The organism is Microbacterium flavescens, assembly GCF_018588945.1.
Lineage (GTDB): Bacteria > Actinomycetota > Actinomycetes > Actinomycetales > Microbacteriaceae > Microbacterium > Microbacterium flavescens.
This window is the reverse complement of record NZ_JAFIWA010000001.1, coordinates 698616-717671: the sequence shown is the minus strand read 5'-3', so window position 1 is coordinate 717671 and position 19056 is coordinate 698616. Positions and strand designations below refer to the sequence as shown.

At 70.1% G+C, this 19056-nt stretch carries 17 protein-coding genes; 7 read left to right on the top strand and 10 right to left on the bottom strand.

Going from position 1 to position 19056, the window contains the following annotated elements; all coding sequences use genetic code 11:
* Positions 1 to 7 precede the first annotated feature (7 nt).
* Entirely contained in the window at positions 8 to 2176 is a 2169-nt protein-coding gene (locus tag JX005_RS03315) for a RecQ family ATP-dependent DNA helicase (protein WP_214465956.1), read from the top strand.
* Here JX005_RS03315 and JX005_RS03310 read toward each other — a convergent pair.
* A complete protein-coding gene (locus JX005_RS03310) occupies positions 2173 to 3138 on the bottom strand; it encodes a helix-turn-helix transcriptional regulator (protein WP_307858482.1) in 966 nt (321 codons plus the stop codon). The two genes, JX005_RS03315 and JX005_RS03310, sit on opposite strands and share 4 nt — an antisense overlap.
* 67 nt (positions 3139 to 3205) lie before the next feature.
* Here JX005_RS03310 and JX005_RS03305 point away from each other — a divergent pair, with 67 nt between their 5' ends.
* Positions 3206 to 4345, top strand: coding sequence for an epoxide hydrolase family protein (locus JX005_RS03305; RefSeq protein WP_214465955.1), 1140 nt, complete (start codon positions 3206 to 3208; stop codon positions 4343 to 4345).
* 117 nt (positions 4346 to 4462) lie between these two features.
* The gene (locus JX005_RS03300; protein WP_214465954.1) at positions 4463 to 5485 is read left to right on the top strand and encodes an isopenicillin N synthase family dioxygenase; all 1023 of its coding nucleotides are present in this window, start codon (positions 4463 to 4465) and stop codon (positions 5483 to 5485) included.
* Positions 5486 to 5580: 95 nt separating this feature from the next.
* Here JX005_RS03300 and rpsO read toward each other — a convergent pair whose 3' ends face one another.
* On the bottom strand, positions 5581 to 5850 hold the full coding sequence (gene rpsO / locus JX005_RS03295; protein WP_019180606.1) for a 30S ribosomal protein S15: 270 nt from the start codon (positions 5848 to 5850) through the stop codon (positions 5581 to 5583).
* Positions 5851 to 6014: 164 nt separating this feature from the next.
* Between rpsO and JX005_RS03290 the strand changes: the two genes are divergently transcribed.
* Together JX005_RS03290 and JX005_RS03285 are read left to right on the top strand one after the other, a co-directional pair.
* Positions 6015 to 7322 (top strand): MFS transporter, encoded by a 1308-nt coding sequence (locus JX005_RS03290; protein WP_214465953.1) that lies wholly within the window; start codon positions 6015 to 6017, stop codon positions 7320 to 7322.
* 83 nt (positions 7323 to 7405) lie between these two features.
* The gene (locus JX005_RS03285; RefSeq protein ID WP_372447312.1) at positions 7406 to 8407 is read left to right on the top strand and encodes a DMT family transporter; all 1002 of its coding nucleotides are present in this window, start codon (positions 7406 to 7408) and stop codon (positions 8405 to 8407) included.
* A gap of 27 nt (positions 8408 to 8434) precedes the next feature.
* Here the strand turns inward: JX005_RS03285 and JX005_RS03280 are convergent, their stop codons facing one another.
* The 3 genes from JX005_RS03280 to JX005_RS03270 form a co-directional block, all read right to left on the bottom strand.
* Complete coding sequence (locus JX005_RS03280; RefSeq protein WP_214465952.1) at positions 8435 to 9001, bottom strand: YceI family protein; 567 nt, start codon at positions 8999 to 9001, stop codon at positions 8435 to 8437.
* A gap of 142 nt (positions 9002 to 9143) precedes the next feature.
* Positions 9144 to 9512: an FKBP-type peptidyl-prolyl cis-trans isomerase gene (locus JX005_RS03275; RefSeq protein ID WP_214465951.1), complete on the bottom strand. Its 369-nt coding sequence runs from the start codon at positions 9510 to 9512 to the stop codon at positions 9144 to 9146.
* Positions 9513 to 9694: 182 nt separating this feature from the next.
* Positions 9695 to 10912 (bottom strand): PrsW family intramembrane metalloprotease, encoded by a 1218-nt coding sequence (locus tag JX005_RS03270; RefSeq protein ID WP_214465950.1) that lies wholly within the window; start codon positions 10910 to 10912, stop codon positions 9695 to 9697.
* 65 nt (positions 10913 to 10977) lie between these two features.
* Between JX005_RS03270 and JX005_RS03265 the strand changes: the two genes are divergently transcribed.
* Entirely contained in the window at positions 10978 to 11841 is an 864-nt protein-coding gene (locus tag JX005_RS03265) for a fumarylacetoacetate hydrolase family protein (protein WP_214465949.1), read from the top strand.
* Positions 11842 to 11902: 61 nt separating this feature from the next.
* Here the strand turns inward: JX005_RS03265 and JX005_RS03260 are convergent, their stop codons facing one another.
* From JX005_RS03260 to JX005_RS03240, 5 genes are all read right to left on the bottom strand, one after another.
* Entirely contained in the window at positions 11903 to 12403 is a 501-nt protein-coding gene (locus tag JX005_RS03260; protein ID WP_214465948.1) for a DUF4190 domain-containing protein, read from the bottom strand.
* Between the two features lie 110 nt (positions 12404 to 12513).
* Positions 12514 to 13986: an aspartate ammonia-lyase gene (locus JX005_RS03255; protein WP_214465947.1), complete on the bottom strand. Its 1473-nt coding sequence runs from the start codon at positions 13984 to 13986 to the stop codon at positions 12514 to 12516.
* 134 nt (positions 13987 to 14120) lie between these two features.
* Complete coding sequence (locus tag JX005_RS03250) at positions 14121 to 15029, bottom strand: phosphodiesterase (protein WP_214465946.1); 909 nt, start codon at positions 15027 to 15029, stop codon at positions 14121 to 14123.
* A gap of 34 nt (positions 15030 to 15063) precedes the next feature.
* Positions 15064 to 15393 carry a peptidase gene (locus tag JX005_RS03245; RefSeq protein ID WP_214465945.1) on the bottom strand — a complete coding sequence of 110 codons (330 nt, stop codon included), beginning with the start codon at positions 15391 to 15393 and terminating at the stop codon, positions 15064 to 15066.
* Positions 15390 to 16694, bottom strand: coding sequence for an inorganic phosphate transporter (locus JX005_RS03240; protein ID WP_214465944.1), 1305 nt, complete (start codon positions 16692 to 16694; stop codon positions 15390 to 15392). Before JX005_RS03240 ends, JX005_RS03245 begins: the two co-directional genes overlap by 4 nt.
* Positions 16695 to 16885: 191 nt before the next feature.
* On the opposite strand from JX005_RS03240, the gene JX005_RS03235 reads away from it, so the two are divergent.
* On the top strand, positions 16886 to 19009 hold the full coding sequence (locus JX005_RS03235) for a S9 family peptidase (protein ID WP_214465943.1): 2124 nt from the start codon (positions 16886 to 16888) through the stop codon (positions 19007 to 19009).
* Positions 19010 to 19056 lie beyond the last annotated feature (47 nt).

Genomic DNA, 19056 nt, shown 5'->3' with positions numbered 1-19056 from the left:
GCCGCGGATGCCGGATGCGCGCAACGTCGGCCGTGCCGGGTACGGTCACGGGGTGAGCGACGACACGAGGCAGGATCTGCACGCCGAGGCGCTGACGGCGCTGCGCCGTCTGGTCGACCGTGAAGACGCAGCGTTCCACGACGGCCAGTTCGAGGCGATCGAGACGCTCGTGACCGGCCGGTCGCGGGCACTGGTCGTGCAGCGGACGGGGTGGGGCAAGTCGGCCGTCTACTTCGTCGCGACCCTGCTGCTGCGCCGCCGCGGAGCCGGGCCCACGATCCTCGTCTCCCCACTCCTGGCCCTCATGCGCGACCAGGTGTCGGCAGCCGAGCGCGCCGGGGTCCGCGCAGCGAGCATCAACTCCGCCAACCCGCTGGAGTGGGGCGACGTGCTGACGCGGCTCCACGCCGACGAGCTCGATGTGCTGCTGGTCAGTCCGGAGCGCCTGAACAACCCCCGGTTCCGCGATGAGCAGCTGCCGGCGCTCATGGCGCGGGTGGGACTGCTGGTGGTCGACGAGGCGCACTGCATCTCGGACTGGGGACACGACTTCCGCCCCGACTATCGGCGGCTCCGCGACCTCATCGCGGGGATGCCCGCAGGAGTGCCGGTGCTGGCCACCACCGCCACGGCCAATGCGCGCGTCGTGCACGACGTCGAGGAGCAGCTCGGCGCAGGCGGCGTGGGCGTGCTCACCATCCGCGGTCCGCTCGCGCGCTCGTCGCTTCGCCTGGGTGTGCTGAGACTGCCGGATGCCGCGGCCCGCCTCGCCTGGCTGCTCAGCCACCTCGGCGATCTGCCCGGAAGCGGGATCATCTACACCCTCACGGTGTCGGCCGCCGAGGACACCGCCCGGCTTCTGCGCGAGGCCGGTCACGAGGTGCGCGCCTACACCGGGCAGACGGATCCCGCCGAGCGCGAGGAGTCGGAGCGGCTGCTGAAGGAGAACAGCCTGAAGGCCCTGGTCGCCACGAGTGCGCTCGGCATGGGGTTCGACAAGCCCGACCTCGCCTTCGTGATCCATGTCGGCGCGCCTTCGACGCCGGTGGCGTACTACCAGCAGGTGGGTCGCGCCGGGCGCGCGACCGAGCGCGCCGACGTCCTGCTCCTCCCGGGGCCGGAAGACGCCGCGATCTGGCAGTACTTCGCGACGTCGTCGATGCCGGATGAGGAGAAGGCGAACGCCGTGCTCGACGAGCTCGCCCACGAGGGCGGCCCCCTCTCGACCGTCGCACTCGAAGCGCGCGTCGACATCCGCCGCAGCCGTCTCGAGCTGCTGCTCAAGGTGCTCGACGTCGACGGCGCCGTCCACCGGGTGCAGGGAGGCTGGATCTCCTCCGGCGTGCCGTGGACCTACGACGCCGAGCGCTACCGGCGCATCGCCGAAGCGCGCACACGCGAGCAGCAGGCGATGATCGAGTACGAGACGACCTCGGCCTGCCGGATGGAGTTCCTGCAACGGGCGCTGGACGACCCCGCCGCCGCCCCGTGCGGACGCTGCGACAACTGCACCTCGCCCTGGTACCCCACCGATGTCGACGCGGCCACCACCGCGACCGCGGGCGCGGCCATGGACCGCGCCGGCGTGCTGGTCGAGCCGCGGGCCCAGTGGCCGAGCGGCATGAGCAGGCTCGGCCTCGATCTGCGCGGCAACATCGCCCGCGATGAACGACTCGAGCCCGGCAGGGCGCTCGCACGGCTCACCGATCTCGGCTGGGGCGGGCCGCTGCGCGACCTCTTCGCCCCCGGGGCTCCCGATGGCGAAGTCTCTCCGGCGATGGCCGCCGCGTGCGTCCGCGTGCTCGCCGAGTGGGATTGGGAGGCCCGGCCGGCGGCCGTCGTCGGCATGCCGTCCCGCTCGCACCCGCGCCTCGTGGGCTCGCTCGCGCGCACCATCGCCGAGGTCGGCCGGCTGCCGCTCCTCGGGTCGCTCGAGCTCACCGGCTCGGGCCCGGGAGGCAGCGGCGGCAACAGCGCCTACCGCCTCGCCGGGGTGGCCGACAGCTTCTCGGTCGGTTCCTCGCTGAGGGCGGCGATCGCCTCTCTCGCGGGCTCGCCCATCCTGCTCGTCGACGACCTCGTCGACAGTCGATGGTCGCTGACGGTGGCGGGCCGACTCCTGCGCCGCGCGGGCGCGGGTCCGGTGCTGCCGTTCGTCCTCGCCGCCCGCGCCTAGCGCCAGGCCCGGATGCCCGACGCACGACGGTATCGGTCGGCGACCGCGAGCAGGTGCGGCACGAGTTCCTCCGGCGAGTCGACCGTGAAATCCATGCCGAGCATGCCGATGTAGGCGGCGATCGTCTCGAGGCTGTCGGCGCCCGTCACCAGCACCGACGTGTCGGCGTCGATGGCCTCCACCACGCCCACCGTGGGATTGATCCGTGCCACGACGCGCTCGGCGGGAGCCGCGATCCGCAGCCGCGCGTGCACCTTCCATCCCGCGGCCGCGATCGAGCGGAGCGCGAAGGCGGTGTAGTCCCCACCCGGGAGCGGGACCGGCGCGAACGACCGACGCGTCGGCATGCGCGGCTCGACCCAGTCGAGCCGGAAGGTGCCCCACTCCCCCGAGTCCGGATCTCGCGCGACGAGGTACCACCGCCGCTGCCAGCTGAGGAGCCGGTACGGCTCGACCCGGCGCGGCTCGTCGCGGTAGTCGACCCGCAGCCATTCTCGGTCGCGGATCGCCTGGGCCACCGCGCCGAGCGTGCGTGGATCCACCTCGGGATCGGGGGCGTCCGTCCCGACGTTCTCCGGACCTCGGTCGACCGTCGCGGCGACCGCGTCGACGGTGGGGCGCAGTCGCGGCGGCAGCACCTGGAGCAGCTTGCCCAGCGCCCGGGCCCCGGCGTCCTGGATGCCGGCCACGCCCGTCGCCACGCGAAGCCCGATGGCGACGGCGACCGCCTCGTCGTCGTCGAGCAGCAGCGGCGGCAGCTTGCCGCCCGCGCCGAGCCGGTAGGAGCCTGCCCTTCCCCGGCTGGCGTCGACGGGATACCCCAGCGAGCGAAGCCGCTCCACGTCATTGCGGATGGTGCGGACCGACACGTCCAGGCGCTCCGCGAGCTCGGGACCCGTCCAGTCGCGGCGGGTCTGGAGCAGCCCGAGAAGCGCGAGCATCCGTGCCGAAGTGTCTGCCACGAGAGAAGTTCCGAGACGTCGATTAACAGGAAGTAAACGTGCCTATATCGACCGTATCGTCGGAGACATGAACACCGCAACCGCCTCCTCCGAGATCCGCCCCTTCCGCGTCGAGGTCGCCCAGACCGATGTCGACGACCTGCTCGCCCGCCTTGCGCGCACCCCGCTGCCGCAGGCCGCACCCGTCGACGACTGGGAGTCCGGCACGCCGAACTCGTACCTGCGCGACGCCGTCTCTCGCTGGCGCGACGGATTCGACTGGCGGGCAGCCGAGGCGCGCATGAACGAGCACCCCCAGTTCACGACGGAGATCGACGGCCAGACGATCCACTTCGTCCACGTCCGGTCGCCTCACGAGGGCGCGACGCCGCTGCTGCTCGCCCACACCTACCCGGGCTCGTTCGTCGACTACCTCGACATGATCGGCCCGCTCGTCGACCCGGTGGCCCACGGCGGCCGCGCTGAGGACGCCTTCGACGTGGTGATCCCCGACGCGCCGGGGTTCGGCTTCAGCCAGCCGGTGACCGAGGCGGGCTGGACCACCGCGCGCGTGGCCGCGGCATACGACACCCTCATGCGGCGGCTGGGGTACGACTCCTACGGCATCCACGGCAGCGACAACGGCGCCATGGTCGCTCGCGAGCTCGGCCTCCAGAACCCGGAGGGGTTCCTCGGTCTGCACGTCCTGCAGCTGTTCTCCTTCCCGTCGGGCGACCCGGCCGAGTTCGAGAAGCTGGAGCCCCAGGACTACGCCGGACTCGAGCACATGCAGTGGTTCCAGTCCGTCGGCGGGTACAACACGATGAACGCCTCGCGTCCGCAGACGATCGCCGCCGGGCTCTCCGACTCGCCGGTGGGACTGCTCGCCTACTCCGAGCTGTTCAACTCGTTCGGCAATGGCACGAGCCTCGTTCCGCTGGACGCCATCCTCACTGAGGTCAGCGTCGCGTGGTTCGCCAACGCATCGGCGGGGATGAGCCGCGCGTACCGCGAGAACGTCCTCGCGGAGGCCGAGCCGCAGGTGAGCGATGCCCGGACCGGCGTCGCGGTCTTCGCCGACGACTTCCAGACGATCCGCGTCTTCGCGGAGCGCGACAACGCCAACATCGTGCACTGGAGCCGCTTCGAGAAGGGCGGCCACTTCGCGGCGCTCGAGGTGCCCGCAGTGCTCGCCGGCGACATCCGCGCATTCTTCGCCAGCGCGTAGGCACGCGTTCCGCCTCGCCCCGCTCGCTCCGCGACCCCGATGGCCGGTCGCAGAGCGAGCGGGGTAACGGTGTGCAACAAAGAAGCGGATGCCGCGGCATCCGCTTACTGTCGGCACATGAGCGACCTCAACCTGCCGATCCTCGACCTCTCGCAGCTCGACGAGGGGCCGGACGCGGCCGCCCGTTTCCGCGACGACCTGCGGGCCGCAACGCACGATGTCGGGTTCTTCTACCTGACCGGCACCGGCGTCACGCCCGAGCTCGAAGAGCGGCTGCACCGTGCGGCGCGCGACTTCTTCGCCCTGCCGGTGGCCGACAAGCTCGCAATCGAGAACGTCAGGAGCCCGCACTTCCGCGGCTACACGCGCGTCGGCGGCGAGCGCACGCAGGGCAAAGTGGACTGGCGCGAGCAGATCGACATCGGCCCGGAGCGCGAGACGGTCGCCGACCCGAGCGCGGCCGACTTCTTCCGCCTGGTCGGACCCAATCTCTGGCCCGACGCCCAGCCCGAGCTGCGCGACGTCGTGTCCGAGTGGCACGACCACCTGTCCGGCGTCGCGCGCAAGCTGCTGCGCGCGTGGGCACTGTCACTCGGCGCCCCCGAGAACTACTTCGACGAGCACTTCGGCGAGCCGTCCACGCTCATCAAGATCGTGCGCTACCCGGGCAAGGAGGACCCCCAGCCCCAGCAAGGCGTCGGCGCGCACAAGGACTCGGGCGTCCTCACCCTGCTGTGGGTGGAGCCGGGCAAGGGTGGTCTGCAGGTGCAGCGCGACGGCGAGTGGGTGGATGCTCCGCCCGTTCCCGGCGCGTTCGTGGTCAACATCGGCGAACTGCTCGAGTACGCGACCCAGGGCTACCTGGTGGCCACGAACCACCGGGTCATCTCGCCCCGGTACCCCGACGACCGCATCTCGGTGCCGTTCTTCTTCAACCCCGCCCTCGACAAGCGCCTTCCGCTCATCGACCTTCCGGCGGAGCTGGCGGCGGAGGCTCGCGGCGTGACCCAGGACCCGTCGAACCCGATCCACGCCCTCTACGGCGAGAACGCGCTGAAGTCGCGCCTGCGCGCGCACCCCGATGTCGCCCAGATCCACCACGCCGACCTCCTGGCAGCGCGGGCCGGCGCCACGACCTAGCGGCTGCCGCCGACGCAAAGGAGAAGGCCGCCCCACACCTGGGACGGCCTTCTCAAGAAGTTCTCTGCGCGATTGAACGCTGGGTTCGCGGTGCCTTAGCGGCGAAGTCCGAGACGCTCGATCAGCGAGCGGTAGCGCGCGATGTCGATGTCCTGGAGGTAGCCGAGCAGACGACGGCGCTGACCCACCATCAAGAACAGACCACGACGTGAGTGGTGGTCGTGCTTGTGCTCCTTGAGGTGCTCGGTGAGGTCCTTGATGCGCTGCGTCAGCATCGCGACCTGCACCTCGGGGGATCCGGTGTCACCGGGGTGCGTCGCGTACTCTTCGATGATCGCCTTCTTGGCGTCTGATTCGAGTGGCATAGATGGGATCCCCTTTCTGGTCATTGCGCGGCGCTCGACGCCTGATGCGCGAGCTCTCTTTATCCGCGGCCGATCAAACGGCAACCTCAAGAGTCTACCAGCCCCGCGGACCCGGAAGCGAACCGGCGTGCGTCGCTGAGCGTCGGCCGGGTTAGCCTCGAAGGATGCCCCGCCTGCGCCGCGACCACTTCATCGATCTGCGGCCCTTCACGGCGAGTCCGGCGTTCGCGCGCATGTGGATCGGCTCGACGCTCGCCGGCCTCGGCGGCCAGCTGACCATCGTGGCGATCATGCTCCACATGTACGAGCTGACCGGGTCCACCTTCGCGGTCGCCATGATCGCGGTGGCGGGGCTCGTGCCGATGGTCTTCGCGGGTCTGTACGGCGGCATGCTCGCCGACGCCTTCGACCGCAGGAGGGTCGCGCTCATCGCCGCGACCGTGACGTTCGCATCGACGGTCCTGCTGGCGGTCCTCGCCTGGGAGCAGCTCGAGACCGTGTGGTGGCTGTACGTCCTCAGCATCGTCAACTCGTCAGCGAACTCCATCGTCATGGCGACGCGGCAGGCGATCGTCCCACGGCTCCTGCCCCGCGAGCTGCTGCCCGCGGCATCCGCTCTCGGGGGCATCACGGTCGGGATCATGGTGATGGCGGGGCCCGCCCTCGCGGGCGTCATGGTCGCCCTCGTCGGGTACGCATGGACCTACACGCTCGACGTGGTGCTCATGCTGTCGCTGTTCCTGGGACTGTGGACCCTCCCCCGGCTCCTGCCCGAGGGCGAGGTGGTGCGCCCCGGCCTCGAGTCGCTGAAGGACGGCGCCCGGTTCCTCAAGCGCGCCGCCAACATCCGGCTGCAGTTCCTGCTCGACATCGTCGCCATGACCTTCGGTCAGCCGCTCGCGCTCTTCCCTGCCATCGGGGCGGTGCTCCTCGGCGGCGGGCCGATCACGACCGGCATCCTGACCGCCTCGATCGCGGCCGGCGCGTTCCTCTCGAGCCTGTTCTCCGGACCCGTCGGCCGGGTGCGGCACCACGGACTGGGCATCGAGCGAGCGATCCTCGTGTACGGCGGTGCGATCGCCGCTCTCGGCATGGTGCTCGGCGCCGCGGCCCTCGGCTGGTTCGCGCCCGCGACGGTGGACGAGGCATCCCCCAATCTCGTCCTCATCGTCGCCGCCTGCGCGACGCTCGCCGTCGCCGGTGCCGCCGACAACGTCAGCTCGATCTTCCGCAACACCATGGTCCAGGCCGCCGTGCCCGACGCGATCCGCGGACGACTCCAGGGCATCTTCATCGTGGTCGTCGCCGGCGGACCGCGCCTCGGCGCCCTCTACGCCGGCACCCTGGCCACCGTGACCGCACTGTGGTTCCCCCCGCTCCTGGGCGGATTCGTCATCATCGGCCTCGTCGCCTTCTTCGTGCGGCTCAGCCCGAGGTTCCGCGCGTACGACGCCGAGCAGCCGCAACCGTAGCCGGACCGCCGCTCATCGGCGGATTTCGGACGTCGCGCTCCCGTCCCCTCTCCGGGGTCGGATGCCGGGCGTAGAGTCACGCCGTGCCCACCGCCTCCCTCTCCACCGCGACCGCTCCTGCGGACGCCCCTGCCGCCGGCACGTCACAGTTGTCGATCGCCGTCCAGTTCACGCTCGCCGGCGTCGTGTGGGGCTCGAGCTTCCTGTTCATGAAGATCGCCCTCGGCGGCATCTCGCCCGCGCAGGTCGCGTGGTCGCGCCTCGTCCTCGGCGCACTCGCGCTCGGCCTGTTCGTGCTGCTCCGCCGCGAGGCGCTCCCCCGGCAGCTGAAGATCTGGGGGCACATGACCGTTCTGGCGGTCTCGTTCTGCGTCGTCCCGTTCCTCCTGTTCTCGTGGGCACAGCAGCACGTCACGTCCGGCCTCGCGAGCATCTACAACGCGACGACGCCGATCATGACCGCGATCATGGCGGGCCTGCTCTTCCGCGTGGAGAAGCTGAAGCGACTCCAGATGGCGGGCATCGCCCTCGGCATCCTGGGCGTCGTCGTCATCATCGGCCCGTGGCAGGGCCTTGACCTGTCGCAGAGCCTCGTCGCCCAGCTCGCCATCCTCGGAGCCACCGCCTGCTACGGCTTCAGCCTGGCGTACATGCGCAGGTTCGTCTCGAGCACGGGCATGAGCGCCCTCATGTTCTCGTTCCTCAACATCGGCATCGCGGCGGCGATCATGCTGGTGCTGACTCCGGTCCTCGTGCTCACGCCCGTCCAGCTCGACCCGTGGATCGTCGTGAGCGTGATCCTGCTGGGCTGCCTCGGCACGGGCGTCGCCTACATCTGGAACCAGAACACGGTCCGCGCCTGGGGACCCACCCGCGCCTCGACCGTGACCTACATCACCCCGCTCGTGGGCGTCGTGCTCGGCGCGATCATCCTCGGTGAGCGTCTCAGCTGGAACGAGCCGGTCGGGGCGCTCGTCGTCTTCCTCGGCATCCTCCTCGCCCAGAATCGCCTACGGCTGCGACGCAGGCGCCGAAACGACGAAGGGGCGGATGCCGCAGCATCCGCCCCTCCTTCATCGCGCTGATCCGCCGGCTTCACCGCCGGCGCAGGGTCAGTCCTGCTGGAGCGCGCCCTGCAGGTCGAGGGTGATCGTGATGTCCTTGCCGACGAGCACGCCGCCGGTCTCGAGCGCGGCGTTCCAGGTGAGGCCGAACTCCTCGCGGTTGACGACGGCCTTCGCGGTGGCGCCGGCCTTGTAGTTGCCCCACGGATCGACGCCGAAGCCGCCGAACTCGAAGTCGAACGTCACCGGCTTGGTGATGCCGCGGATCGTCAGGTCGCCGTCGACGAGGAAGTCGCCGTTCTCGACGCGAGCCCCGGTCGACCGGAACTCCATGGTCGGGTGGTTCTCCACGTCGAAGAAGTCAGCCGAGCGCAGGTGGTTGTCGCGCCCCTCGTCCTTGGTGTCGACCGACGTCACGTCGACGCTCGCCTCGACCTTCGCGTCGAGCGGGTTCTCCGGCGCCACGAGCGTGGCGCTCTTCATGCCGAACGTGCCGCGCACCTTCGAGATCATCATGTGGCGCACGCTGAACGTGACCTCGCTGTGCGCGGGGTCCAGCACCCAGGTGCCGGTCTTGTAGCCGGGGATGTCGATGGTCGTGGCGGTGTCGGTCATGGTGATCCTTCGTCTCGATGGGTCGCGGTCTGCGACGGGCATACGAGATGTAACGCCACGGCGGGCAGGATATATTCCCATGAATGGAAACGAGAGGGGCGGATGCCGCAGCATCCGCCCCTCTCGTGTGTATTCGAGCGGCTCAGCCGACCGAGATGAGGTCGATGATGAACACGAGGGTCTTGCCGCCGAGGAAGTGGCCGCCGGCCGGACCGTAGGCCAGGTGCGGCGGGATCACGAGCTCGCGGCGTCCGCCGGCCTTCATGCCCGGGATGCCGTCCTGCCAGCCCTGGATGAGGCCGCGGAGCGGGAACTGGATGCTCTCGCCGCGGTTCCACGACGAGTCGAACTCCTCGCCGGTCTCGTACTCGACACCGGCGTAGTGGACGGTGACGGTGTCGCCGGGCTTGGCCTCGGCCCCGTCGCCCACGATGATGTCGCGGATGACCAGCTCGGTGGGGGCGGGGCCCTCGGGGGCGTCGAACTCGGGCTTGGTGCGGTCGTCAGTCATTGCTCCATCCAACCGGAGGCCGTCGCCCGGGTCAACGCGAGCGGCCGACGGCGGCACCCGGAACAAGACTCAGCGCTCGGTGCCGCGGCGATGCCTGCGTGACTACCGAGCGCTGAGTTGGTCTGTCCCCAGGATGCCGGGGGCGCCGTCGGCATGTCAAGACCCCGCGGGGCTCGCCCGCCCTACGGCGCGAACAGAGCCGCGCGAGCGGCCGTCGCCCGCTGCAGGAGCATCCGCTCGTCTTGGGCGGCCTGGGGGTCGCGACCGCTGATGGCGCGCTGGCGTGCCGCGGCGAGCGCCGTGGCCTCTCCGATGAATCCCTTCATGAGAGCCGTGCGATCGCCGCGCAGGCTCGCCGCCCATGCCAGGCCGGCTTTGCGCCCAGCGCGCGTCGCGAGCATGTCGGCCTCCTGGACGGTGAACCACCCCGCATCCGCGTACTCGCCCAGGCGTCGACGGGTCAGGCGCGACTCCTCGCGACGCAGGGCGATGATCCCCAGGATGAAGCCGACGAAGAGCGGCACCTGCACCGTGAGGTAGAGCGCCCAGAAGTCCCCGAGCACGGCCGACCCGTTCCACAGCGCGTGGAGGACGGTCGCGCCGATCATCCCCACGATCCAGGGCCCGACGGCCTGTCGCGCGTCGGCGCAGCGCCGGGCGGCGAGCCCCAGCGCGAACCCGGTGACGCTGGTGAACATCACGTGCGCGAAGGGCGAGAGGATTCCTCGCATGAAGAACGTCACGGTCGTGTCGGCGGCGCCGCCCTCGATGAAGCTCACCGCGAAGTACTGGATGTTCTCCGTGAAAGCGAACCCCGCCCCGATGAGCGCGCCGTAGACGATCCCGTCGACGGGGCCGTCGAACACGCGCCGTGCCGTCACGAAGATGAGGTACACGCCGAGGCCCTTGCCGAACTCCTCGACGATCGGCGCCTGCACGATGGCCGAGAGCGCCTGGCCCGCCGGCGTCGACGCGGGCCCGAGCACCATGGACAGCACCAGGTCGACGCCGAGGGCGATGCCCACCGCCGCGATCGCTCCCCACGCGACGGCGAAGACGACGAGGCCGGTCGGCTCGGGCTCCCACCGATCCACGATCCGCACGGCCACCAGAACACCGGCGAGGGGGATGAGGGCGAGGATCATTCCGATGAGGGATGCCGCAGGCCCCAGCGCGCTGAGGAAGTATCCCACCAGCGCGACGAGGACCAGGACCAGCACGCCGCCGATCCAGACGGGCGCCGAGCGGCCGCGCCGGGGAGCCACCGGCAGGGCGGCCGGCGAGCTCGTCGCCGCCGGGATCAGCGCGGGCGCCGCGTGGCGGGGCTGGGCGAGGGCCGACGGGAACTCGGGCGGGGTCAATCCAGGTCGGCGGCGCGCAGCTCCGTCGTCGTACGTCATGCGCACAGCCTAGAGGCGCAGACCGCTTCCGAGAGCCGCGCCGCCGGGGCCGGTAAGTTGGAGGAATGCGTTTCGCCCATGTGTTCCCGCCTGGGTCGGACGACCCCCGGCTCGTGCTCGTGGACGGTGAGGACGCCGTGCTCGTCGAGGAGCTCTTCCACGGCGCGCCGCGCTACCTCGAGGAGCTGATCGCCGGTGGCGACGCGATGCTCGAACAGGTGCGGGACGCGGCCGGCGGGGGCACGAGGCATCCGCTCGTCGATCAGCGCTACGCGTCGGCGCTGCTCACTCCCCCGGTGATCCTCGCCATCGGCCTCAATTACGCCGCGCATTCGAGCGAGCTGGGGCTCAAGACCGATTCCAATCCGACCGTGTTCGTGCTCTGGCCGAATTCCTTGACCGGTCACGACGCCACCACCACCTGGCCGAGATCGCTGAGCGAGTCGATCGACTACGAGGCCGAGCTGGGCGTCATCATCGGCACGCCGGCGAAGAACGTCTCCCCCGACGACGCGCTCGATCACGTGTGGGGCTACACCGTCGTCAACGACATCACCGCGCGCGACATCCAGTACTCCGAGGCGCAGTGGTCGCGGTGCAAGTCGTTCGACGGCTTCACGCCCACCGGCCCCTTCGTCGTGACGGCCGACGAGGTCCCCGACCCGCAGGACCTCCACATCTGGACGGTGCTCGACGGCCGGACGATGCAGGACGCCTCGACGGGCCAGATGGTGCGCACGGTCGCGACCCTCATCTCGCACCTGTCCTCGTCGGTCACGCTCCTGCCCGGCACCCTGATCTCCACCGGCTCGCCGGGCGGCGCGGGCTATTCGCGCGACCCGCAGGTGTTCCTCCGCGACCGGTCGACGGTCACGGTGGGCATCGACGGCATCGGCGAGCTCACGACGCACTGCCGCATCCTCGGCTGACCGCCGCTGCATGACGAAGCCCCCTCCCGCGAGCGAGAGGGGGATTCGTCGTGAGCCGGGCTTACCGGTTGATGTTGGAGCAGTCGACCGGGAGGCCGCGCACCTCCACGGTGCCCTCGAACCCGACCGCCTGGCATGCCTGCACCGCTTCCGACGTGAACGTCAGCAGCGGGATGATGACGGCGAAGAAGAGGATCACGCCGATCACCATCAGCACCGCGCTGATGATGATGGCGGCCAGCGCCCAGCCGTTCTTGTGACCCGCCTTCTTGCTCTGAACGAGAGCGACGATGCCGAGGATGAGGGCGATCAGCTGCACGAAGAACGACAGGATGAACGCGACGATCCCCATGGTGCGACCCGGGATCGCTGGGGAGGCGGGCGCACCGTACGGCGCCGACGGTGCGGGCGCGTACTGCGGCTGCTGTCCGTAGGACGGCGGCTGCTGACCGTACGACGGCGGCTGTCCGTACGACGGCGCAGCCGGAGGAGTGGTGGGGTAGCCCGGGGGCGGCGGGGGCACGCTGCCGTCGCCCGGTGCGGGGCTCTGCGGATCGGTCATGTCATTCCTCTCGTGGGGGCTCGGGATGACCGTACCGGGCGGCACCCCTCCGGGCAATCGGCCGCGCGGTCGGCCGATCGCACGGCCGCGCGCGGTTGCGCGTGGCGGGGTCAGATCTGCGGGTCGTCGACGATCATCTCGGTCTTGTCGACGATCGGGATCGCCGCAGTGATCGTCTCGAGGCCGGAGAGCCGCGCGGGCGACAGCTGCTTCGAGACCTCTTCCCTCGACATCAACCCGGCCTCGACGACCAGGTCGGCCACGTTGCGGCCCGTCAGGAGCGCCGTCTTGGCGAGCGCGGCGGCGGCCGCGTACCCGATGAAGGGCGTCAGCGCGGTGATGACGCCGACGGATGCTCCGACCATCGCCCCGAGACGCTCACGGTTGGCGGTGATGCCTTCGACGCAGTTCACGCGCAGCGTGTGCATGCCACGGCGCATCCAGGTGATCGACTGGAAGATCGAGTGGGCGATGACCGGCTCGAACGCGTTGAGCTGCAGCTGACCGCCCTCGACGGCCATCGTGACCGTGAGGTCGGCGCCGGCCACGGCGAAGGCGATCTGGTTGACGACCTCGGGAATGACCGGGTTGACCTTGCCCGGCATGATGCTCGAGCCCGCCTGGCGTGCCGGCAGGTTGATCTCGCCGAACCCGGCCTGCGGGCCCGACGAAAGCAGGCGCAGGTCGTTGCAGATCTTCGAGAGCTTGATCGCGTTTCGCTTCAGTGACGACGAGAACGACATGAACGCGCCGGTGTCGCTCGTGGACTCGACGAGGTCGGTCGCGAGGTCGAGGTCGAGCCCGCTGATGTCGCGCAGATGCGCCAGCACGGAGTTGCCGTAGTCGGGGTGCGTCGTGATGCCCGTGCCGATGGCCGTGGCGCCCATGTTGATCTCGTAGAGCAGGTACGCGTTCTCCTTGAGACGGCTGTAGTCCTCGCCGAGCGTGGTCGCGAACCCGTGGAACTCCTGGCCGAGGGTCATCGGCACGGCATCCTGCAGCTGGGTGCGCCCCACCTTGAGCACGTCGTGGAACTCGACGGCCTTGTCGAGGAACGCCCGGCGCAGCAGGTCGAGCTCTTCCAGCAGCGTCAGCAGGTCGAGGCCGAGACCGACCTTGATCGCCGTCGGGTAGACGTCGTTCGTGGACTGGCTGCGATTGGTGTCGTCGATCGGCGAGAGGAAGGCGTAGTCGCCCTTCTCACGGCCGGCGAGCTCGAGCGCGATGTTGGTGATGACCTCGTTCGCGTTCATGTTCGTCGAGGTGCCCGCGCCGCCCTGGATGACGCCGACCACGAACTGGTCGTGGTACTGACCGTCGATCACGAGCTGTGCCGCGCGGTCGATGAGGTCGGCCTTCTCGGGCGCGAGCACGCCGATGTCGCGGTTGGCCCGGGCGGACGCCTGCTTCACCATCGCGAGCGCCTTGACGAGGTCGCGGTAGACCGAGATCGGCCGCTTCGAGATCGGGAAGTTGTCCAGCGCGCGGGCCGTGTGGATTCCCCAGTAGGCGTCGGCGGGGATCTCGAGGGATCCGAGGGAGTCGGTCTCGGTGCGGGTGCGCGTCATTGCGTCCAATGCCATGGGTGTGAGTCCTTGTGGGTTGGTCACGGCTGTGAAAGGGATGCCTTCACCCTACGCTCGACGCATATGCGGCGTGCGTGTACCCGGGGTACATCGGACGCCGAGTGGTGTACATCGCGTCTATCGCGCCCGGCTCAGGAGGGCTTGCGCGAGAATCCCTCGAGCCGCTCCTCGGGGGTGAGTCGCGACATCCGCTCCACCCACTCCGCCGAGAAGTAGTCGCCGGTCGGCGCCTCGACCACGGGGACGACCGCGTGCGTGATCGTGTCGTCGTACACGTGGACGAGATGGAAGGACTGGCCCGCGTCCATGCCGTTCACGTCGACGGCGGGCCGCGCGAGGTTCATCGTGTAGCACGTGGCCGCGGCGACGCTCACGGGGACGCCGGCGAACGTGCCGCTGGTGGAATAGTGCAGGTGGCCCGCCAGGATCGCCCGCACGTCGGTGCCGGCGATCACCTCGGCGAGGCGCCCTTGGTCGCGCAGCTCGAGGATGTCGAACAGCGGCACGTGCGACGGAAGCGGCGGGTGGTGGAGCGCGAGGATCGTGCCGAGCGGCGCGGGCGTCGCGAGCATCTCGCGCAGCCAGGTGAGCTGGGCGTCGTCGAGGTCGCCGTGATGCCACCCGGGCACGGTCGAGTCCAGCGCGATGAGGCGCAATCCGTCGAGGTCCCACACGCCGGTCACCGGCTCTTCGGTGGGCTCGAGGTCGAGCAGCGTGCGTCGCAGCGCGGGCCGCTCGTCATGGTTGCCCGCCACCCACACCACCGGCGCGCCCAGGCGCTCGGCCCAGGGCTCGACGGCCGCCCTCAGCGCCGCGTACGCCTCGGACTCGCCCAGGTCGGTCAGGTCGCCGGTGAAGACGATGGCATCGGGCCGGATGCCGGTGGCCTCGGCCGCTTCGAGCGTGCGCGCGAGATTCAGCCCGGTGTCGAACTGATCGGAGAGCGGGCGGCCTCCGGCGAGCAGGTGCGTGTCGCTGATGTGCAGGAGCGTCCGCCGCGCGGGCGGATACTGGCCGAACTGGACGGGTGCGGCAGGCATGCGGCCAAGCCTAGGGCTCGCCGGCGACGTGACCTCAGTGGTTGAAGAGGATCAGCAGCAGACCGCCGAGCACGGCGGCACCGGCGACGGCGAACGACAGGTAGGCGCCGACGAGGGCGACGCGCTTCTGGCCGTCCGTGAGCGGGCTCTTCCTGGCCGCTTTCGCCGCCGCCTTCTCGGCGCGACGCGCTTCCTTCTCGGTGATGACCGTGATGGCGTCGGTGAACTCCGCCGGCGCCACGACCGGCGCACGGCCCGCGCGGACGAGCAGGCGCAGTCCGAGGGCGTAGGAGCTCACGACGATCGTCGCGGCGAGGAAGGCCGCGACGAACACCTCGACGAATGCGATCCAGTCGATGGTCATGCGGGGCCCCCTCCCTTCGGTCCGCGCTCGGATCGCTCGGCCGCCTTGGCCTTCCTCGCGGCCTTCTTGGCGGCTGCATCCCTGGCCGCGGCTACGCGCGCCTCTTCCCGCGCGATCCTCCGCTGACGGCGCGTGGGCGGCGGGTTGCGCTTCACCTTGACCGCCTTGCCGGAGTCGGCGACCTCGCTCATGGCGTTGCCGGCGTTGACCTCGTCGCGCCGCGAGCGGATGAAGATGAGCAGGATGATCGCGACCGCGACCACCGCGTCGATGACGACGCCCCACACCGGCAGCCACACGACGAGGAGCGCGGCCAGCGCGCCGACGGCGCCCGCCGCGGGGAGCGTGAGGACCCAGCCGACCATGATCCGGCCGGCGGTGCGCCAGCGCACCTGCGAGCCGCGCCGGCCGAGACCGGAGCCGATGACCGAGCCCGAGGCGACCTGCGTGGTCGACAGCGCGAAGCCCAGCGCGCTGGAGGCGAGGATCGTCGCGGCGGTGGAGCTCTCGGCAGCGAATCCCTGGGCCGGCTTGACCTCGGTCAGCCCCTTGCCGAGCGTCCGGATGATGCGCCAGCCGCCCATGTAGGTGCCGAGGGCGATCGTGATCGCACAGGCAAAGATGACCCATGTCTGCGGCTCCGGGTTCGACGCCGACTGCAGTCCGGAGGTGATGAGCAGAAGGGTGATGATGCCCATCGTCTTCTGGGCGTCGTTCGTGCCGTGCGCCAGCGCGACGAGCGAGGACGTGAAGATCTGGCCGACGCGGAAGCCGTCGCGGCCGTCGGGCTTGCTGTCGTAGCGCCGGGTGATCGCGTACGCGAGCTTGGTCGCGGTGAACGCGATGATGCCTGCGGTGAGCGGCGCGATGAACGCCGGCAGGATGACCTTCGACATCACGACGCCGAAGTTGATGGCCACGACGCCGACGCCGACGATGGTCGCTCCGATCAGACCGCCGAACAGGGCGTGCGACGACGACGAGGGAAGTCCCAGCAGCCAGGTCAGCATGTTCCATGTGATCGCGCCGATGAGTCCGGCGAAGATGATCTCGGGGAAGATCGTCGCCGAGATCTCGGCTTCGTTGATCATGCCGCCCGAGATGGTCTGCGCCACCTCGGTCGACAGGAAGGCGCCCACGAGGTTGAGCACAGCCGCGAGCAGCACGGCGGTCTTGGGCTTCAGCGCGCCCGTCGCGATCGGCGTGGCCATCGCGTTCGCGGTGTCGTGGAACCCGTTGGTGAAGTCGAAGAAGAGCGCCAGTGCGATGACCAGCACGATGATGAGGGTTGCGGCTTCCACCGTTCGCTTTCCGAAGAGGGGTGTGGAGAGGAGTGCCGACGAGATCGGCGTGACGAACGAACAGTTCACCGTGGGTTCAGGTACCGGCAACCGGCCAGAAGAATCCTTACACCGCCCTCGCCTCCGGTCAACTTGACGGCCGTTGCTTCTCGCCGATACGCGGCCCGCCGGCGGGGGTTAGCGTTGATCCCGTGACCGTCCACGACACCTCTGCCGCAGCATCCGCCCCCATCGCCGACCCTCGCCCCGTCGTACGCAGCCATCACGGCGACGACGTCGAAGACCGCTACGAGTGGTTCCGGGCCAAGGAGGATGCCGCCGTGGTGGCGCATCTCGAGGCCGAGAACGCCTATACCGAGGCCCGGACCGCGCACCTCGGCGGGTTGCGCGAGCGCATCTTCGACGAGATCAAGAGCCGCACCCTCGAGACCGACCTCTCCGTGCCGACGCGGCGCGGCCAGTGGTGGTACTACGGGCGCACCGTCGAGGGGAGCCAGTACGGCATCCAGTGCCGTGCACCGCTCGCCTCCCCCGACGACTGGACGCCCCCCGAGCTCTCCCCCGACACCGAGGTCCCCGGCGAGCAGGTGCTCCTCGACAGCAACGTCGAGGCCGAAGGACACGAGTTCTTCTCACTCGGGAGCTTCGAGATCTCCAACGACGGCAACCTCATGCTCTACGGCGTCGACGTCGCCGGCGACGAGCGCTACACGGTGCGCGTGCGCGACCTGACGACGGGCGAGCAGCTCGCCGACGAGATCCCCGGCACGTTCGCCGGTGCGACGTTCTCGCCCGACGGCCGTTTCATCGTGTACTCCACGGTCGACGACGCGTGGCGTCCCGACACGGTGTGGCTGCACGAGCTGGGCACGCCGGTCGACAGTGACGTGAAGCTCTTCCACGAGCCCGACGAGCGCTATTGGATCGGCGCCGGCTTCACCCGCAGCGAGCGCTACCTGATGATCGAGATCGGCTCGTCCATCACATCCGAGGAGTGGCTGATCGACGCCGACGACCTGCGCGGTGAGCCGCGTGTGGTGTGGCCGCGCACCGAGGGGGTCGAGTACGAGAGCGCGCACGCCGTGATCGGCGGCGAGGACGTGCTGTTCATCCTCCACAACGACGACGCCCTGGACTTCGAGCTGGTGCGGGTCGCGGCATCCGCTCCCACCGGTGAGCGCACGGTGGTGATCCCCCACCAGCCGGGCCACCGGCTGCTGGGCGTCTCGACGTTCCGCGACTGGGGCGTGGTCGGCTACCGCCGCGGTGGACTCCCCCGGCTGGGGATGCTCGACTACGCGAGCGGAGCCGTCAGCGAGATCGAGTTCGACGAGCCGCTCTACGCGGTCGGCACGGCCGGCAACCCGGAGTGGGCGCCGCCGCTGCTGCGGCTCGGCTACGGCTCGTTCGTCACGCCCGGCACGGTCTTCGACTACGACGTGGCGACGGGCGAGCGGCTGCTGCGCAAGCGTCAGCCCGTGCTCGGCGGCTACGACCCCGACCACTACGCCCAGGCCCGGGTGTGGGCGACGTCGCAGGACGGCACGCAGATCCCGGTGTCGCTCGTGTGGAAGCGCGCGTTCGGCGAGGCCGGTGCCGCGCCGCGACCGATGCACCTCTACGGCTACGGCTCGTACGAGCACTCGATCGAGCCCGGCCTGTCGGTGCCGCGGCTCTCCGAGCTCGACCGCGGCGTGATCTTCGCCGTCGCCCACGTGCGCGGCGGGGGCGAGATGGGACGCCAGTGGTACGAGGACGGCAAGCTCCTCAGCAAGCGCAACACGTTCACGGACTTCGTGGACTGCGCCCGCTACCTGATCGACAACGGCTACACCACGCCCACGCAGCTCGTCGCCGAGGGCGGCTCGGCGGGCGGTCTGCTGATGGGCGCGGTCGCCAACCTCGCGCCCGAGCTGTTCGCCGGGATCCTCGCCGACGTCCCCTTCGTCGACGCGCTCACCACGATCCTCGACCCGTCGCTGCCGCTGACGGTGATCGAATGGGATGAGTGGGGCGACCCGCTGCACAACCCCGACGTGTACGCCTACATGAAGTCGTACTCGCCGTACGAGAACGTGCGGACGGATGCCTCGTACCCGAAGATCCTCGCCGTCACATCGCTGAACGACACGCGCGTGCTGTACGTCGAGCCGGCGAAGTGGGTCGCGCGCCTGCGCGAGGTGGGTGCCGACGCGCTCCTCAAGTGCGAGATGGTCGCCGGCCACGGCGGCGTCTCCGGACGCTACAACGCCTGGCGCGAGCGCGCGTTCGAGCTCGCCTGGCTCCTGGATGTGCTCGGCGTCGCAGACGCCTGAGGTTTTTCGGGCGAGCGGATGCCGCGGCATCCGCTCGCCCTTCCCTC

Coding starts and splice junctions, on each gene's coding strand:
- JX005_RS03315 (WP_214465956.1), top strand. CDS start 8: ATGCCGGATGCGCGCAACGTCGGCCGTGCCGGGTACGGTCACGGGGTG.
- JX005_RS03305 (WP_214465955.1), top strand. CDS start 3,206: ATGAACACCGCAACCGCCTCCTCCGAGATCCGCCCCTTCCGCGTCGAG.
- JX005_RS03300 (WP_214465954.1), top strand. CDS start 4,463: ATGAGCGACCTCAACCTGCCGATCCTCGACCTCTCGCAGCTCGACGAG.
- rpsO (WP_019180606.1), bottom strand. CDS start 5,850: ATGCCACTCGAATCAGACGCCAAGAAGGCGATCATCGAAGAGTACGCG.
- JX005_RS03290 (WP_214465953.1), top strand. CDS start 6,015: ATGCCCCGCCTGCGCCGCGACCACTTCATCGATCTGCGGCCCTTCACG.
- JX005_RS03280 (WP_214465952.1), bottom strand. CDS start 9,001: ATGACCGACACCGCCACGACCATCGACATCCCCGGCTACAAGACCGGC.
- JX005_RS03275 (WP_214465951.1), bottom strand. CDS start 9,512: ATGACTGACGACCGCACCAAGCCCGAGTTCGACGCCCCCGAGGGCCCC.
- JX005_RS03270 (WP_214465950.1), bottom strand. CDS start 10,912: ATGACGTACGACGACGGAGCTGCGCGCCGCCGACCTGGATTGACCCCG.
- JX005_RS03265 (WP_214465949.1), top strand. CDS start 10,978: ATGCGTTTCGCCCATGTGTTCCCGCCTGGGTCGGACGACCCCCGGCTC.
- JX005_RS03260 (WP_214465948.1), bottom strand. CDS start 12,403: ATGACCGATCCGCAGAGCCCCGCACCGGGCGACGGCAGCGTGCCCCCG.
- JX005_RS03255 (WP_214465947.1), bottom strand. CDS start 13,986: ATGGCATTGGACGCAATGACGCGCACCCGCACCGAGACCGACTCCCTC.
- JX005_RS03250 (WP_214465946.1), bottom strand. CDS start 15,029: ATGCCTGCCGCACCCGTCCAGTTCGGCCAGTATCCGCCCGCGCGGCGG.
- JX005_RS03245 (WP_214465945.1), bottom strand. CDS start 15,393: ATGACCATCGACTGGATCGCATTCGTCGAGGTGTTCGTCGCGGCCTTC.